The 15,683-nt window shown below is 63.7% G+C and carries 14 protein-coding genes; 6 read left to right on the top strand and 8 right to left on the bottom strand.

Going from position 1 to position 15,683, the window contains the following annotated elements; all coding sequences use genetic code 11:
- Positions 1-3: 3 nt before the first annotated feature.
- Complete coding sequence (locus tag ACZ5RT_RS08190) at positions 4-1,191, top strand: GNAT family N-acetyltransferase (RefSeq protein ID WP_464454153.1); 1,188 nt, start codon at positions 4-6, stop codon at positions 1,189-1,191.
- 86 nt (positions 1,192-1,277) lie between these two features.
- On the opposite strand, the gene ppa is transcribed toward ACZ5RT_RS08190, so the two are convergent.
- Entirely contained in the window at positions 1,278-1,808 is a 531-nt protein-coding gene (gene ppa, locus ACZ5RT_RS08185) for an inorganic diphosphatase (protein WP_464454152.1), read from the bottom strand.
- A gap of 157 nt (positions 1,809-1,965) precedes the next feature.
- Between ppa and moaA the strand changes: the two genes are divergently transcribed.
- Genes moaA through moeA form a run of 3 tightly spaced genes read left to right on the top strand, consistent with a single transcriptional unit; the run spans position 1,966 to position 5,092 of the window.
- Positions 1,966-3,108: a GTP 3',8-cyclase MoaA gene (gene moaA, locus ACZ5RT_RS08180; protein WP_464454151.1), complete on the top strand. Its 1,143-nt coding sequence runs from the start codon at positions 1,966-1,968 to the stop codon at positions 3,106-3,108.
- A gap of 5 nt (positions 3,109-3,113) precedes the next feature.
- Positions 3,114-3,746 carry a molybdenum cofactor guanylyltransferase MobA gene (gene mobA / locus ACZ5RT_RS08175; protein WP_464454150.1) on the top strand — a complete coding sequence of 211 codons (633 nt, stop codon included), beginning with the start codon at positions 3,114-3,116 and terminating at the stop codon, positions 3,744-3,746.
- A gap of 35 nt (positions 3,747-3,781) precedes the next feature.
- Positions 3,782-5,092, top strand: a complete 1,311-nt coding sequence (gene moeA, locus ACZ5RT_RS08170) for a molybdopterin molybdotransferase MoeA (RefSeq protein WP_464454149.1) — start codon at positions 3,782-3,784, stop codon at positions 5,090-5,092.
- A gap of 233 nt (positions 5,093-5,325) precedes the next feature.
- Here moeA and ACZ5RT_RS08165 read toward each other — a convergent pair whose 3' ends face one another.
- From ACZ5RT_RS08165 to ACZ5RT_RS08150, 4 genes are all read right to left on the bottom strand, one after another.
- Positions 5,326-8,418, bottom strand: a complete 3,093-nt coding sequence (locus ACZ5RT_RS08165) for an efflux RND transporter permease subunit (protein WP_464454148.1) — start codon at positions 8,416-8,418, stop codon at positions 5,326-5,328.
- Positions 8,405-9,727: an efflux RND transporter periplasmic adaptor subunit gene (locus ACZ5RT_RS08160; protein ID WP_464454147.1), complete on the bottom strand. Its 1,323-nt coding sequence runs from the start codon at positions 9,725-9,727 to the stop codon at positions 8,405-8,407. The genes ACZ5RT_RS08165 and ACZ5RT_RS08160 overlap by 14 nt, the downstream gene beginning before the upstream one ends.
- Before the next feature lie 180 nt (positions 9,728-9,907).
- Complete coding sequence (gene rnhA, locus ACZ5RT_RS08155) at positions 9,908-10,354, bottom strand: ribonuclease HI (RefSeq protein ID WP_108427823.1); 447 nt, start codon at positions 10,352-10,354, stop codon at positions 9,908-9,910.
- A complete protein-coding gene (locus ACZ5RT_RS08150) occupies positions 10,341-11,171 on the bottom strand; it encodes a class I SAM-dependent methyltransferase (protein WP_464454146.1) in 831 nt (276 codons plus the stop codon). The genes rnhA and ACZ5RT_RS08150 overlap by 14 nt, the downstream gene beginning before the upstream one ends.
- Between ACZ5RT_RS08150 and gloB the strand changes: the two genes are divergently transcribed.
- Entirely contained in the window at positions 11,170-11,940 is a 771-nt protein-coding gene (gene gloB / locus ACZ5RT_RS08145; protein WP_291928778.1) for a hydroxyacylglutathione hydrolase, read from the top strand. The genes ACZ5RT_RS08150 and gloB overlap by 2 nt on opposite strands.
- A gap of 65 nt (positions 11,941-12,005) precedes the next feature.
- A complete protein-coding gene (locus ACZ5RT_RS08140; RefSeq protein ID WP_464454145.1) occupies positions 12,006-13,505 on the top strand; it encodes a transglycosylase SLT domain-containing protein in 1,500 nt (499 codons plus the stop codon).
- Between the two features lie 25 nt (positions 13,506-13,530).
- Here the strand turns inward: ACZ5RT_RS08140 and ACZ5RT_RS08135 are convergent, their stop codons facing one another.
- The 3 genes from ACZ5RT_RS08135 to ACZ5RT_RS08125 form a co-directional block, all read right to left on the bottom strand.
- Positions 13,531-14,571 carry an ABC transporter substrate-binding protein gene (locus ACZ5RT_RS08135; RefSeq protein WP_291928781.1) on the bottom strand — a complete coding sequence of 347 codons (1,041 nt, stop codon included), beginning with the start codon at positions 14,569-14,571 and terminating at the stop codon, positions 13,531-13,533.
- A 178-nt stretch (positions 14,572-14,749) separates the two neighbouring features.
- Positions 14,750-15,340: a recombination mediator RecR gene (recR, locus tag ACZ5RT_RS08130; protein WP_422171824.1), complete on the bottom strand. Its 591-nt coding sequence runs from the start codon at positions 15,338-15,340 to the stop codon at positions 14,750-14,752.
- A 10-nt stretch (positions 15,341-15,350) separates the two neighbouring features.
- The gene (locus ACZ5RT_RS08125; protein ID WP_108427817.1) at positions 15,351-15,674 is read right to left on the bottom strand and encodes a YbaB/EbfC family nucleoid-associated protein; all 324 of its coding nucleotides are present in this window, start codon (positions 15,672-15,674) and stop codon (positions 15,351-15,353) included.
- Positions 15,675-15,683 lie beyond the last annotated feature (9 nt).

Genomic DNA, 15,683 nt, shown 5'->3' with positions numbered 1-15,683 from the left:
CAGGTGCTGGAAAATGTGAGCTTGAATTATGTCACCCGGGTGCAGGATGACCTGAGCGGCATCGAGCCTGGCGCTTGGGACGGCTTGCTCGCCCGGCAAGATGCGCCATCCCCCTTCATGCGGCATGCCTATTTGTCGGCCATGCAGACCAGCCACTCGGCCGTGCCCGAGACCGGCTGGACACTGCAAGTCATCAGCTTGTGGCGCGAGACGCCCACGGGCCTGGCCTTGGCCGCGGCCTGCCCGCTCTACCTCAAGACCCATTCACGCGGCGAGTATGTGTTCGACCACGCCTGGGCAGACGCTTATGCGCGCCACGGTCTGGCCTATTACCCCAAGGCCCTGGTGGCCTCGCCCTTCACGCCCGTGCCCGGCAGCCGCTTGCTGGCCGAAAGCGATGCCGCCCGCCAGGCGCTGCTGGCTGCCTTGCTGGCGCTTTGCCAAACCAACGACATCCCCTCTCTGCACATCTTGTTCGGCAGCCCGCAAGACCTGCAGGCTTGCGAACAAGCCGGTTTGCTGCAGCGCAGCCAGGTGCAGTTCCACTGGCAAAACCAGGGCTGGCGCGACTTTGACGACTTTTTGGGCAGCCTGAACCAGGAAAAACGCAAAAAAATCCGGCAGGAACGCCGCAAGGTGCACGAGTCGGGCGTCAGCTTTCGCGCCGTGCGCGGCCCCGACATGACCAGCGACGACTGGGCCTTGCTGCTGCGCTGTTACCAGCAAACCTATTGGGAACACGGCAACCCACCCTATTTGACCCCGGCATTTTTCGACGCCATGCGCCGCGACATGGCCGCCAACTGGCTGCTGTTTGTGGCCGAGCGCGACGGGCAGCCCATCGGCATCAGCCTGATCGGCCTGCACCTGAACACCCAAGGCCAGCCGCAGGTGGCCTATGGCCGCTACTGGGGCGCGCTCGCGCGGGTGGACTGCCTGCACTTTGAGGCTTGTTATTACCAACCGATTGAATGGTGCATTGCCAACGGCGTGCAGCGTTTTGAAGGCGGGGCCCAAGGTGAACACAAAATGGCCCGCGCCCTGCTGCCCACCCCCACGCACAGCGCCCACTGGCTGGCACACCCGGCGTTTTCAGAAGCGGTGGCGCGCTTTCTGGAGCGGGAAAAAGCGGGGGTGGAGAACTACATGGAGGCGCTGCAACAGCATTCACCGCTGAAAAAGCCCCAGTAAAACCCAAGAAAAACGCCTGCACGGCGAAAACCGGGCAGGCGTTTTGGGGTTCAACGGCTTCTGTCAGAAGCCCTAGAGCCAGGCGCTCAGGCCTTCTTGTAGTTGGCGATGCCGTCCATCAGTTCCTTGGCAGCGGACTCCACGCCTTCCCAACCCTTGACCTTGACCCACTTGCCTTTTTCCAGGTCTTTGTAGTGCTCAAAGAAGTGGGCGATTTGCTGGAGTTGCAACTCGTGCACGTCGGACAAAGCCTTGATGTTGGCGTAAACGGGCAGGATTTTTTCGGTGGGCACGGCCAAAATCTTGCCGTCCATACCGCCTTCGTCTTCCATCAGCAAAATGCCAATCGCGCGGCACGAGACCACCACTCCTGGGGGCAATGGGAAAGGGGTCATCACCAACACGTCAACCGGGTCGCCATCACCGGCAATGGTTTGGGGCACATAGCCGTAGTTGGTGGGGTAGTGCATGGCGGTGCCCATGAAACGGTCCACAAACAAAGCGCCGGACTCTTTGTCCACTTCGTACTTCACAGGGTCGGAGTTCATCGGGATTTCGATGATCACGTTGAATGCGTCGGGCACTTTGCTGCCGGGGGTGACTTTGTTCAGGGACATGGTGTCTGCTTTTGAAAGTTGAGAAGAAACGAAAATCCTAGGGATTAACCCCGATTTTACTTTCACCGGGCTTGCGACCCGGATCTCCCCAAAGGGCATGCGACTGCCCGTTTGACCGCCGCCAGGGACTCGCCCACTCGGGCACAATCGAGCCCCTATGTCTGAACGCGTCATTCCGCTGGTTGACCAGCGCCATCCCAGCCTGCCTTTGCCTGCCCTGCCCTCGGGGCAAGACCTGAGCGCACTGCCCCTGGACGGCCTGCGTCGCCCCCTGACCGATTTGCGCATCAGCGTGACCGACCGCTGCAACTTCCGCTGCAGCTATTGCATGCCCAAGGAAGTGTTCGACAAGGATTACGCCTACCTGCCGCACAGCCAGCTGCTGAGTTTTGAGGAGATCACCCGCATCGCAGGCGTGTTTGTGGGCCAGGGCGTGCGCAAAATCCGCCTGACCGGGGGCGAGCCCCTGCTGCGCAAGAACATCGAAATCCTGATCGAACAGCTCGCGGCCTTGCGCACACCCAATGGCCAGCCGCTGGATCTGACCCTGACCACCAACGGCTCGCTTTTGGCCCGCAAGGCCCAAAGCCTGAAAAACGCCGGACTGCAACGCGTCACGGTGAGCCTGGACGGGCTGGATGACACCGTTTTCCGCCGCATGAACGATGTGGACTTTCCGGTGGCCGATGTGCTGGAAGGCATTGCCGCGGCGCAGGCCGCAGGTCTGGGACCGATCAAGGTCAACATGGTGGTCAAACGCGGCACCAACGAGCACGAAATTTTGCCCATGGCCCGGCACTTCCGGGGCACGGGCATCGTGCTGCGCTTCATCGAATACATGGACGTGGGCGCGACGAATGGCTGGTGCATGGACGAGGTGCTGCCCAGCGCCGACGTGATCCGCCTGCTGCAAACCGAGTTGCCCTTGGTGCAACTCGACCCGTCTGCCCCGGGCGAGACCGCCGAGCGCTGGGGTTACGCCAACGCTCAGGGCCAACACGACCCCGCTTTGGGCGAGGTGGGCGTCATCAGCAGCGTGACGCAGGCTTTTTGCGGCGACTGCAACCGCGCCCGCCTCTCCACCGAAGGCCGCCTGTATTTGTGTCTGTTTGCCAGCCAGGGCTACGACCTGCGCCAGCTGCTGCGCGACCCCACGCAAAGCGACGCGCAACTGGCCGCCACAGTGAACGCCATCTGGCGCAGACGCACCGACCAATATTCGCGCCTGCGCAGCCTGCGCGGGCCCGACACCGCCAGCGGCCCCGGCCGCCGGGTGGAAATGAGCTACATCGGAGGCTGAAGGCCATGAACCCCCATACCCCCAACGCACCGGGCATCACCGGCCTGATCCTCGCAGGCGGGCGCGGCTCGCGCATGGGCGGCATCGACAAGGGCCTGCAAAACTTCCGCGGCCTGCCGCTGGCCCTGCAGACCCTGATGCGCCTGCAGCTGCAAAGCCTGCCGCTGCAAGAAGTGCTGATCAACGCCAACCGCAACCTCTCGGCCTACGAATCGCTGGGTGTGCCGGTCTGGCCCGACAGCATCGACGGGTTTGCCGGGCCGCTGGCGGGTTTCCTCACCGGGCTGGAGCGCTGCGAAACCCCGCTGCTGCTGACGGTGCCTTGCGACACGCCGATGTTCCCGCTCGATCTGGTGGAGCGCCTGTACACCGCCATGGCTGAACAAAACGCCGATATCGCCATGGCCGCCGCGCCCGAGGCCGATGGTGCGGTGCGCCCGCAGCCCGTGTTTTGCCTGCTCAAAATCGACCTGCTCGAAAGCCTGGTGAAGTTCACCCAAGGCGGTGGCCGCAAGATCGACGCCTGGACCGGCCAGCACCGCTGTGCCATCGTGCCGTTTGACCAACCCGGCGACAGCCCCCAGGCCTTTGCCAATGCCAACACCCTGGCCGAACTGCAGCAACTCGAAGCCCTCTGACCCCACCCGCCACGCTTGCCGTGGCCGCGCAGACCATGACCACGCCACCGTCACCCACCCTGTTACCCGCACCGTCGCTGAACGAGATCGCTGACCGCCTGCAAGGCTACGACCCGCAGGCCCTGTCGGCCCGCCATGTGAACGACTTTCTGGCCCAGCTGGTGCAACCCGTGCGCGAACAGGAAACCGTGCCCCTGATGCAGGCGCACGGGCGCATCCTGGCCTGCGATGTGGTCTCGCCCATCAGCGTGCCGCCGCACGACAACTCGGCCATGGACGGCTACGCCTTTCGCGGCACCGAACTCCAAACCGACCGCCCCACCGCCTTGACCGTGGTGGGCACCGCCTTGGCGGGTGCGGCCTGGCAAGGCACGGTGAATGCCGGCGAATGCGTGCGCATCATGACCGGGGCCATCATGCCCGCCGGGCTGGACACCGTGGTGCCGCAAGAGCTGGTCCAGGTGGATGGCGAAACGGTGCAGATCCCCCCTGGCCTGCTGCAAGCGGGCGACAACCGCCGCTTGTTGGGTGAAGACCTGATGGCCGGGCAGCCCGCCCTGCGTGCCGGCACCCGCATCGGCCCCGCCGCCTGCGGCCTGCTGGCCAGCCTGGGCTTGCCCACGGCCAAGGTCTGGCGCCGACCCAAAGTGGCTTATTTCTCAACCGGTGACGAGATCCTGAGCCTGGGCGAAGCGCCCCGCGAAGGCGCGGTGTACGACAGCAACCGCTTCACCGTGGCGGGCATGGTGCAGGCGCTGGGCTGTGAATTGATCGACATGGGCGTGGTGCGCGACGAACCTGCCGCGCTGGAGCAAGCCTTTGTGGATGCCGCAAATCAAGCCGACGCCATCATCACCAGCGGTGGCGTGAGCGTGGGCGAAGCCGATTACACCAAGGCCATGATGAAAAAACTGGGCGATGTGGCCTTCTGGCGCATCGCCATGCGCCCCGGCCGCCCCATGGCCGTGGGCCGCATCCAGCGTGGTGAGCGCTCGGCTGTGCTGTTTGGCCTGCCGGGTAACCCGGTGGCCGTCATGGTCACCTTCGCAGCCTTTGTGCGCCCGGCTCTCCAGCAGCTCATGGGCTGGCAAGCGCCACCCTTGCCACTGCTCAAAGCTAAAAGCACGGAAGCCCTGCGCAAGAAACCCGGCCGCACCGAATACCAGCGCGGCATCGTCAGCACCAATGCGGCAGGCGAATTGGTGGTCTGCACCACCGGCAACCAGGGCTCTGGCGTGCTCAGCTCCATGGTGCAGGCCAACGGCCTGATCGTGTTGGGACACAACCAAGGCCATGTGGCGGTGGGCGACGAGGTGGATGTGATGATGTTTGACGGGCACCTTTGACCAAGGCCCTGCTCGCGAATGCGTGCTGAGCCACTTCAGGCATTCGGCCGCAGGGGCGGCCTCCCACAACAAGCCCGATTGAGGGTTGATGACTTCGTGGGAGCGAGCCCCTGCTCGCGAATGTCAGCCCGCAAACAGGTCAACATTCGGCCGCAGGGGCGGCCTACCACAGGGTGAAAGGCATCCAGACTCGGGTGACTGCCCCCGCTCGCGAATGCTGGCCCCACCGGTATTCAATGCCCGGCCGAATGCCCTGCCGCTGCAGGTTCCTCATGCGCCACCGTCTTGTTCGGTCCTGGCACCGCCTTGCGGGCCAAGAGCGAATACATGGTGGGCACCACGAACACGGCCAGCAAGGTGCCCAGGCTCATGCCACCCACAATCACCCAGCCGATTTGCGTGCGGCTTTCAGCGCCCGCACCCGTGGCCAAGGCCAGTGGCACCGCGCCGAGCACCATGGCCCCGGTGGTCATCAGGATCGGGCGCAGCCGCTGACCAGAGGCCTTGATCAGCGCCTCTTGCGTGGCGAGGCCTTGCTCGCGCAGCTGATTGGTGAACTCCACGATCAAAATACCGTGCTTGGTGATGAGCCCCACCAGCGTGATCAGCCCGATCTGCGAGTACACGTTGAGCGATCCGCCCGTGAACTTGAGCGCCAACAGCGCCCCAATCATGGACAGCGGCACCGACAACATGATCACGAAGGGGTCGATGAAGCTCTCAAACTGCGCCGCCAGCACCAAGAAGATGAAGAACAGCGCCAGCACAAACACGATCACCAAAGCGCCTTGCGAGTTCTTGAATTCGCGCGAGGTGCCGTTGAGTTCGGTGGTGTAACCCGGCTTGAGCACTTTGGCAGCCGTTTCGTCCATGAACTTCAAGGCTTCACCCAGCGAATAGTCGGGCGCCAGGTTGGCGGTGATGGACACCGAGCGGCGCTGACCGAAGTGGTTCAGCTCGCGCGGCGACACGCTCTCGCGCACTTTCACCAGACTCGACAGCGGGATCATGGTGTCGTTGCGGCCGCGCACCTGGATCACGTCGATGTCGTCCGGCGTGTTGCGGGCTGAGGGCAAGGTTTGAACGATCACGTCGTACTGCTCGGCATCGCGCTTGTAGCGGGTCACCACGCGGCCGCCCAGCATGGTCTCGATGGTTTTGGCCACCACCTCGATGCTGACGCCCAACTCGGCGGCCTTGACGCGGTCCACCTCCACACGCAGCTCGGGCTTGTTCAGGCGCAAGTCCACATCGGGCGACAAAATGCCCGGATTCTTGGCGATCTCGTCCATCATCTGCCGCGTGATCAGGTTCAGATTCTGGTAACTGTCCGAGGTCTGGATCACGAAGTTCAGGGGCCGCTCACGAAAGCCTTGCCCCAAAGAAGGCGGCGTGATGGGGAAGGCATTCACGCCCGGCAAGCTGTTGAACTTGCCGCCCAGCTCACGGGCGATTTCCAGTGTCGTTCGCTTGCGCTCATCCCAGTCCACCGCGCGGTACACCACGGTGCCTTGGCCCACGGTGGGGTTGCCCATGTTGGCAAAGATGCGGTCGAACTCGGGGTAAGCCTGACCGAACTTCTCCAGCGAGCGGGCATAGCGGTCGGTGTATTCCAGGGTGGAGCCGTCTGGGGCGTTCACCGTGGCCAAAATCGTGCCCCGGTCTTCCAGGGGCGCGAGTTCCTGCTTCATGGTGGGGTAAATCCAGGCAATGCCCACACCCGAGCCGATCATCACCAACACCACCGCCCAGCGGGCACGCGTCAGAATCCGGCGCAAGAGGTTTTCGTAGCCGGTCGACAGCGCCGTGAGCCAACGCTCCATGCTGCGGTCAAACCAGCCAGGATTGGGGTTGTGGCGCAGCAGCTTGGAGCTGAGCATGGGCGACAAGGTCAGGGCCACAAAGCCGGACACCACCACTGCCCCGGCCAGCGCCAAGGCAAATTCACCAAACAGCTTGCCCGTGCGCCCGGGCGTGAAGGCCAAAGGCGCAAACACCGCCGCCAGTGTCATGGTCATGGCCACCACGGCAAAGCTGATCTCGCGCACCCCCTTGATGGCCGCTGAAAACGGGTCCAGCCCCTCCTCGATGTGCCGGTAAATGTTTTCCAGCACCACGATCGCATCGTCCACCACCAGACCAATGGCCAGCACCAGGGCCAGCAAGGTCAGGGTGTTGATGGTGAAGCCCGCCAGCGCCATCATGGCAAACGCGCCAATCAGACTGACCGGGATGGTGATGATCGGGATGATGGAGGCGCGGATGGTGCGCAGGAACACGAAAATCACCAAGGCCACCAGCACCACGGCTTCAACGATGGTGGAAAACACGTTCTTGATGGAGCGGTCAATGAACACCGAGTTGTCGTTGGCCACATTGATTTCCATGTCGCCCGGCAAGTCGGCCTTCAGACGGGGAATCATCTCGCGCACGCCTGCGGACAACTCGAGCGGGTTGGCCGTGGCCTGACGGATCACCCCGGCAGAAATTGCGGGCTGACCGTTCAGACGCACCTTGCTGCGATCGTTGGCGGCGTCTTCCTTGATCTGGGCCACATCGCGCAGCTTGACGGGAAAGCCGTTCACGGTGCGGATCACAATCTCGCCAAACTGGCCCGGACGGGCCAGATCGGTCTGAGAGGACACGCTGAACTCGCGGTTGGTCGACTCGATCCGCCCTGCTGGCAATTCCAGGTTGCTGCGCCGAATGGCGTCTTCCACATCTTGCGGCGTGAGCTTGTAGGACGACAGGCGGGCATGGTCCAGCGACACCAGCATGGCGTATTTGCGCTCGCCGTAAATACGCACATCGGCCACACCCGTCACAGTCTGCAGGCGTGGCTTGACCACCCGGTTGACCAGGTCGTTGATTTGCAAGGGGTTGAGCGTGTCGCTCGAAAAGGCCAGCCAGATCACCGGGAAGGCATCGGCCTCGACTTTGGCGATCACCGGCTCTTCGATGGCTTGCGGCAAGCGGTTGCGCACGCGAGACGTGCGGTCACGCACTTCGGCGGCGGCCGTGTCGGCGTCTTTTTCCAGACGGAAACGCACGGTGATCTGCGACTGCTCGGCCCGGCTGATGGAGGTGATGACGTCCACCGCATCAATGCCCGCAATCGAATCCTCAAGAGGTTTGGTGACCTGCGACTCGACCACCTCGGCCGATGCACCCACATAGCGGGTGGTCACCGTGACGGTGGGTTCGTCGATCTTGGGGTACTCGCGCAGCGAGAGGCTTTTGAAACTGACCGCACCGATCAGCACGATCAGCAAGGACATGACAACGGCCAAGACCGGCCGCCGGATGGAGACTTCAGCGAGCTGCATCGGCACCCCTCAGGCAAGGGTTGGGGCCCGACAGGGCCACGGGCTTGGCAGCCGCACTCGGAGCGGCAGCGCTGGCAGGGGCTGGGCCAGCCGGTACAGCGGTCGATGAAGAGGCCGATGCGGCAGGCGCCGCCGATGCGCCACCCGCAGGTGCGCCAGCCGGACCCGCCCGAGCGGCAGGTCGACCACCACCGGGCTGGGACAAATCCACCACCCGCACTGCGGTGCCGTCTTTTTGCAAACGCTGGTGGCCTGCTGTCACCACGGTGTCGCCTGCGGCCAAGCCTTCCAGAATTTCGACTTTGCCCGGCTGGCGCAGGCCGACCTTCACCGCCACACGCTCGGACACCTGGACGTCGGGTTTGTCACCCGCCACAACCTTGACCACAAAGGTGCGACCGCCTTGGGGGATGATGGCCTCTTCCGGGATCACCAGTGCGTTTTCACGCGCGCCGAACACCGCGTTCACCCGGGCAAACATGCCCGGACGCAATTGCTGCTGACGGTTGTCGATGCAGCCCCGGACCCCCACCGAGCGGCCGTTGGCCTCGATCAAGGGGTCCACCGCCTGCACGATGGCCGTGAACGGGCGACCCGGCAAGGCGTCTACCGTCAGTTGGGCCTTTTGGCCGGCCCGGATCTTGGCCTGAAAGCGCTCGGGCAGACGGAAGTCGACCAACACGGCGTCGATGTCTTCGAGATTGACCATGTCGGCACCGTCCTTGAGGTAATCGCCCACGTTGATCTGCTTGAGACCGGTGATGCCGTCAAACGGGGCCAGCACTTTGAGCCGTTGCAAGGTGGCGTCGGCCAAGGCCAGCTTGGCCCGAGAAACCTCCAGTGCGGCACCGCTTTCATCCAGCGAGCGCTTGCTGATGAAGTTTTGCGTCACCAGCTCCTGGTTGCGCTTGTGGTTGGCCTCGGCAATCGACAGCTCGGCCTTGGCCTGTGACAACTGGGCTTGCTGCAGCTGGTCTTCAAACTGCACCAGCACCTGGCCTTTGCGCACACGCTGGCCATCGTTGAAAAAGATCTGTTTGACACGCCCGCCCACCTCGGGCCGCAGCATGACGCCCTGACGCGAGCGCAAACTGCCCACCGCCTGCGTTTCGTCGACCAAGGTCATGGTGTCCACTTTGGCGACTTCCACTGCCGGAGCTCTGGCTGGGCCTGCGGATGCAGCTGCCGTGGTGGCCGGCTTGGTCGCCTCGTCCGATGCACCGCTTTTGTTTTGAAGCCACCAAGCGGCACCAGACGCCACGCCCACACCCACCAACGCCAGCACGGCGTATTTCTTCTTGTAAGCCATGTTCAGATCTCTCTCGCAGGTTGAATTCACCAAGATGGTCAGAATGTAACAGCGCCGCCCCATTCGCCCAATGGGAACAACACGGCCATCTGGGACCGTCAGGCAGGGGGCAATTCAAGACCCTATGAGCGCAGCTGGCCAGGGTTCAGCGCGCGGCAAAGGCCCCGAAAACCAGCGCCTTCAGCGGCCCAAAGCTTTTTCCACGCCCTGGTTGGCCAGCGCATCGGCCCGCTCGTTGCCCGGATCGCCGTTGTGGCCCTTGACCCAGCGCCACTCGATCTGGTGTCCCGAAGTGGACACCACCGCGTCCAGTTTTTGCCACAAGTCGGCGTTTTTGACCGGCTGTTTGGCCGCTGTGCGCCAGCCACGGGCTTTCCAGCCATGGATCCACTCGGTGATGCCTTTGCGCACGTATTCGCTGTCCAGGTAGAGCGTGACCTGGCAAGGGCGCTTCAAGGCCAGCAGGCCCTCGATGACGGCGGTCATCTCCATGCGGTTGTTGGTGGTGTTCAGCTCGCCGCCGAACAGCTCTTGAACGTGCTGGCCCGACTGCAGGCGAACGCCCCAGCCGCCGGGCCCGGGATTGCCTTTGCAGGCGCCATCGGTGTGAATTTCAACGTGGGTCAACAAAATCTTTCGAGGCCCGGGTTGGGCCCATGGTGGTGTCTGAACGGGCCACTGGCGCCGTCGCTGCAGCGGGCGATCGTACCGTGCGCCAGCGGCGTCCCTCGATCAGGCGGCCACCGGGCACCCGTTTGGTGGCCATGATCAGGTACACGCCACCCAGAATCGGCCACCAGCGTTCGCCCAGCTTGTCCATCCACTGCAGCCGCTGCATCCAGCGTTCGCTGCCCAGGGCAGGCGCCCATCCGCCAAAACGGCTGACCTGCACCTCAAAACCCAGCAAACGCAGCCAATCGCGCAAACGCCGGTAGCCAATCAAGGTGCCAGGCTGTGCAGCGCCCAGCTCACTGGCCCGGTGCGGTCGCATTGACTGCCAACCCCACAGGCTCCAGGGGTTGAGCCCGGTGATCAGCACCTGCCCCTCGGGAATCAGGACACGCTCGACTTCGCGCAAACAGGCGTGCGGGTCCGCCGATCGCTCCAGCGCGTGCGGCAAAACCACCAAGTCCAGGCTGTCGGCGGGCCAAGGCCAGGCCCGGCTGTCCAGACACACATGCGGCCCGCCGGGTGTGGCCGGGTCAGACGCGGGCAAGAGGGGCTCAAATTCGGCACGGGCCATCCAGCGGTGGGGCATGCGATTGCTGCGCAAGGCCTGCAGCTGGGGCCAGCCCAGTTGCACCGCGTGGTAACCAAACACATCGGCCAGCAAGGCATCGGCCTGATGCTGCTCCCAGGCCAGCAGGCGCGACGCCACCGGCTGACCCAAACGGGCCAACCAGGCGTCCCCTGAATGCTGGCTTTCTATAATCTGACTCTCCATGAAACTCATTGCACTGCCCGCATTCTCAGACAACTACATCTGGTTGTTGCACGACGACCACCATGCCCTGGTGGTGGACCCCGGGGACAGTGCGCCTGTGCTGGCCTGGTTGGGGCAGCATCCGGGCTTGCAGCTGGACCTGATTTTAGTCACGCACCACCATGCGGACCACACGGGCGGCGTCGCCGATCTGGTGGCCCAGACGGGCGCGCAGGTGGTCGGCCCGGCCCTGGAAAAAATGCCCGTGCAGGCCCGTGGCCTGCAGCAAGGCGACCGATTCGACTGGCACGGCTTGCGTTTTGAAGTCCACGATGTTCCGGGTCACACCCTGGGTCACATCGCTTTTTGGGCGCAGCCTGCCGGACAAGACCCGTTGCTTTTTTGCGGCGACACCCTTTTTTCGGGCGGCTGCGGACGTCTGTTTGAAGGCACGCCGGCCCAAATGCTCGACTCGCTCGACCGTTTGGCCGCCCTGCCCGGCCACACGCGCGTGTGCTGCGCCCACGAGTACACCCTGTCCAACCTGAAATTTGCCCTGGCGGTGGACCCGGACAACCCCGCTCTGCGCGAATACGCCCAGGCGTGCACCGCCCTGCGTCAACAAAACCTGGCCACCCTGCCCGTGCCGCTGTCGACCGAGCGCGCGATCAACCCCTTTTTACGCAGCCGCAGCAGCGCTGTCGCCCAGGCCGTACGCCAGCGCGATGCCGCCGCGCAAGACGATGTCGCGACCTTCGCCGCACTGCGCTCATGGAAGAACGAATTTTGACGAACTCACTTGCCCGCCAAAGCCTCCGGGCAGTGCCAGAGCGCCCAACCCTCAGGCACTGGCACATGGCCGTCTGCATGGGCTTGAGCCTGCTGCTGGGCGCTTGTGCCACCGCACCATCGAACACATCGGGCTTGCCAGCCCCCCAAGCGGCGGCACCCACGCCAGCCGCCCCCACAAGCCCCAGCGGATCTGCCGCCGACAAAGTCACGCCCAGCTCCGCTGAAAGCACGGTCACACTCAAACCCCAAGGTCAACTGGGGTTGACGCCGCCCACCGATGTCTGGGAGCGCATTCGGCGCGGCTTTGCCATGCCGGACCTCGAAAACGACCTGGTACGCAACCGGGAGCAGTGGTATGCCAGCCGCCCCGACTACATGCTGCGCATGACCGAGCGCTCACGCCCTTACCTGTTCCATGTGGTGGAGGAGCTGGAACGCCGCAAAATGCCCACCGAATTGGCCTTGCTGCCCTTCATCGAGTCGGCCTTCAACCCGCAAGCGGTGTCCAGCGCCAAAGCGGCGGGCATGTGGCAGTTCATGCCAGCCACCGGCAAGTACTTTGACCTGAAGCAAAACCTGTTCAGGGACGACCGTCGCGACGTGCTGGAATCGACCCGCGCAGCGCTCGATTACCTGCAAAAGCTCTACGCCATGTTTGGCGACTGGCACCTGGCGCTGGCCGCCTACAACTGGGGCGAAGGCAGCGTCAGCCGCGCACTCGCCCGCAACAAAGCCCAGGGCAAGCCGCTGACCTACAGCGACTTGACCATGCCCAACGAAACCCGCTACTACGTGCCCAAGTTGCAGGCGGTCAAAAACATCATCGCCCAACCCGAAGCCTTCAACACCCAGCTGCCGCTGATTCAGAACCACCCTTACTTCAAGAGCGTGCCGATCGAGCGCGACATCGACGTGGCCGTGGCCGTGAAGCTCGCGGGTGTGAGCCTGGCGGACTTCAAGGCGCTCAACCCCTCGATGAACCGGCCGGTCATTTTGGCGGCGGGCACGCCCCAAATCCTGCTGCCCTGGGACAACGCCACGGTTTTTGAGCGGAACCTGCAAGCGCACGCCAACCAGCCCCTGGCCACCTGGACAGCCTGGCAAGCCCCCCGGACCATGAGGCCCGAAGATGTGGCCCAGCAGCTGGACATGCCAGTGGACCAGCTGCGCTCGATCAACGGCATCCCCCCACGGATGATGGTCACAGCAGGCTCAACCTTGCTGGTGCACCGCAAAGGGCGTCTGGACAACGACGTGACCGAACACCTGGCCGACAATGGTCAGCTCGGTCTGGCGCCCGAGGTGGTACTCAAAAGAATCGCGGTCAAGGCCCGCAAAGGCGACTCTCTGGCCAGTCTGGCCGCAAGACATGGTGTGTCCGAAGCGAACATCGCCGCCTGGAACAAGCTCAAAGTCAATGCACGGGTGAGTGCGGGCGACACCCTGACGATCCTCGTGCCGTCGCAAGCCTCCAGACGCGTCGCGCGGGCCCCCTCCGGCAAGTCGGGCAAATCCAAGCCCACTGCAACGCGCCAGAAGAAAACCCTTCAAGCCAAACGCTGAAGGCTGCCCCTGCCCGCCCAGCCGCTCAGGCGGCGAAGCGATTTTTGGACTTCTGCGCAAACCCATTGGTGTAGGTTTGCGCCACAGCCATCCGGGCGCTGCCCTGGCGTCCGGGCAAGCGGGTGTGCGCACGCCAGGCGTTGGAGACGGCGTCTGCGGCAATCAAACCGTCCAGGGCATAAGACTCGCGCAGCTTCTCGAATGCGCCCAAGTAAACGGCCCGATCGCCCAGCCAATGAACGGGGGGCACCGTTTTCAGGATGTCGGTCAAGCCGGCCGTTTGCAGCCATTTGAGGGCATGCACCACCCCATCGCTCAAAGCCTGGGCCACCTCGGGCTGACGCTGCAAAAAGTCCGTCTTGGCAAACAAGCACCCACCGGGCACCGGGCCGCCCATCAGTTTGCGGGTGGACATGAGGGTGCGCGCCTCCGCCAGCACCCGGATGTCGTTCTTTTGCTCCAGGCCATACATCACCGGGTCCGGGTTGCACAAAGCATCGATGGTGCCCTGTCGCAAGGCATCGGCCACCGCAGCAGAAGAGCCCACTTCGACAAACACCACGTCTTCGGGTAGCAACCCGTTTTGCAACAGCCACTGACAAGTCATCCAGTAGGTGCTGGAGTCCAGCGCGGTGACGCCAAAGCGGGCCCCTTTGAGCGCCAGCAAGGACGGCAGCTCCAGCCGCGATGCCACGCCCAGACTGACCTGAGGTGTTCGGCCCATTTGCACAAAAGCTTGGTAATTCAGGCCCTTGCTTTGCAAGACAAACAAATGGTCAAAGGCACCCGCCACCACCTCGGCCTGCCCTTGCAAGGCACTGGCCAAGGCCTTGGCACCGGACTCGTGGGCCGACCACTCGACCTGAACCCCGGCCTTTTTGAAGTAGCCCAACTGATCGGCCAGAGTGAGTGGCAAATGGTAGAGGCTTTGCCGCGCCGCCAAGGCGATGGTCACCCGGTGCGCACCCCGCACAGCTTCGTTGGCCGCATGGGACGCAGAAGTGCCTGCCCAGGCGCCCATCGCTGAGAGCACGAGTTGTCGTCGCCGCGCATTGACGCCAGACACCAGCAGACTCCTGTGACCATCGGAAATTCGATGCACCCAGCATAGAGACAAGCGCTGCGCAGCGCATCGGGATTGATCCCGAGCGGGTTTTCACGTAATGGATTGCAGGTAGTTCACGCCCCCTGCTGCGGCCTGCATGGCCCGGCTCAGCAACCGCCCCGGCGCAAAGCCCCAGCCCTCAACGCCGGTCGACCAGGGCGTGGGCAATGGTGCCCAGGTCCACGTATTCCAGCTCGCTGCCTGCGGGCACGCCCCGGGCCAGGCGCGTGACCTTTAAGCCCTGCTGGCGGATCATCTCCGAGATGACGTGCGCGGTGGCCTCGCCCTCGGCGGTGAAGTTGGTGGCCAAAATCACCTCGGTCAATACGCCATCGGCCACGCGTTGTTTGAGCTTGGCCAGGCCAATGTCGTGCGGGCCGATGCCGTCGAGCGGGCTGAGCTTGCCCATGAGCACGAAATACAAACCCCGGTAAGTGCCCGTGCGCTCGATGGCCGACTGGTCGGCCGGGGTTTCGATCACGCACAAGACGGTGCGGTCACGGGTGGGATCGAGGCAGGTGTCACACAGCTCGGCCTCGGTGAAGGTGTGGCAGCTCTCGCAATGGCGGATCTTTTCCACCGCATGGTGCAAAGCGGCCGCCAGTTGCCGGGCGGTGGCCCGGTCGTTTTGCAGCAGCTGAAAAGCCATGCGCTGGGCCGACTTGATGCCCACCCCCGGCAAGCCCTTGAGGGCTTGCACCAAAGTGGCAAGGGCGTGGGTGTCGGCCATGGTCAAACGCTCAGAAAGGCAGTTTCATGCCCGGTGGCAAACCGGCGGTGAGTTTGCCCATTTTTTGCTGCGAGACCTCTTCGGCCATACGCACCGCGTCATTGAAGGCAGCGGCCACCAGGTCCTCCAGCATGTCCTTGTCGTCGGCCAGCAAGCTGGGATCGATGGTCACACGGCGCACGTTGTGCTTGCAGGTCATCAACACCTTGACCATGCCGGAGCCGGATTGGCCCTCCACTTCGACAAAGGCCAATTCTTCCTGGGCTTTTTTCAGGTTGTCCTGCATGGCCTGGGCCTGCTTCATGAGGCCGGCGAGTTGTCCTTTGTTGAACATGGTGTTTCC

The sequence above is a fragment of the Limnohabitans sp. TEGF003 genome (assembly GCF_055395455.1).
This window is presented reverse-complemented; position numbering and strand designations above follow the sequence as displayed.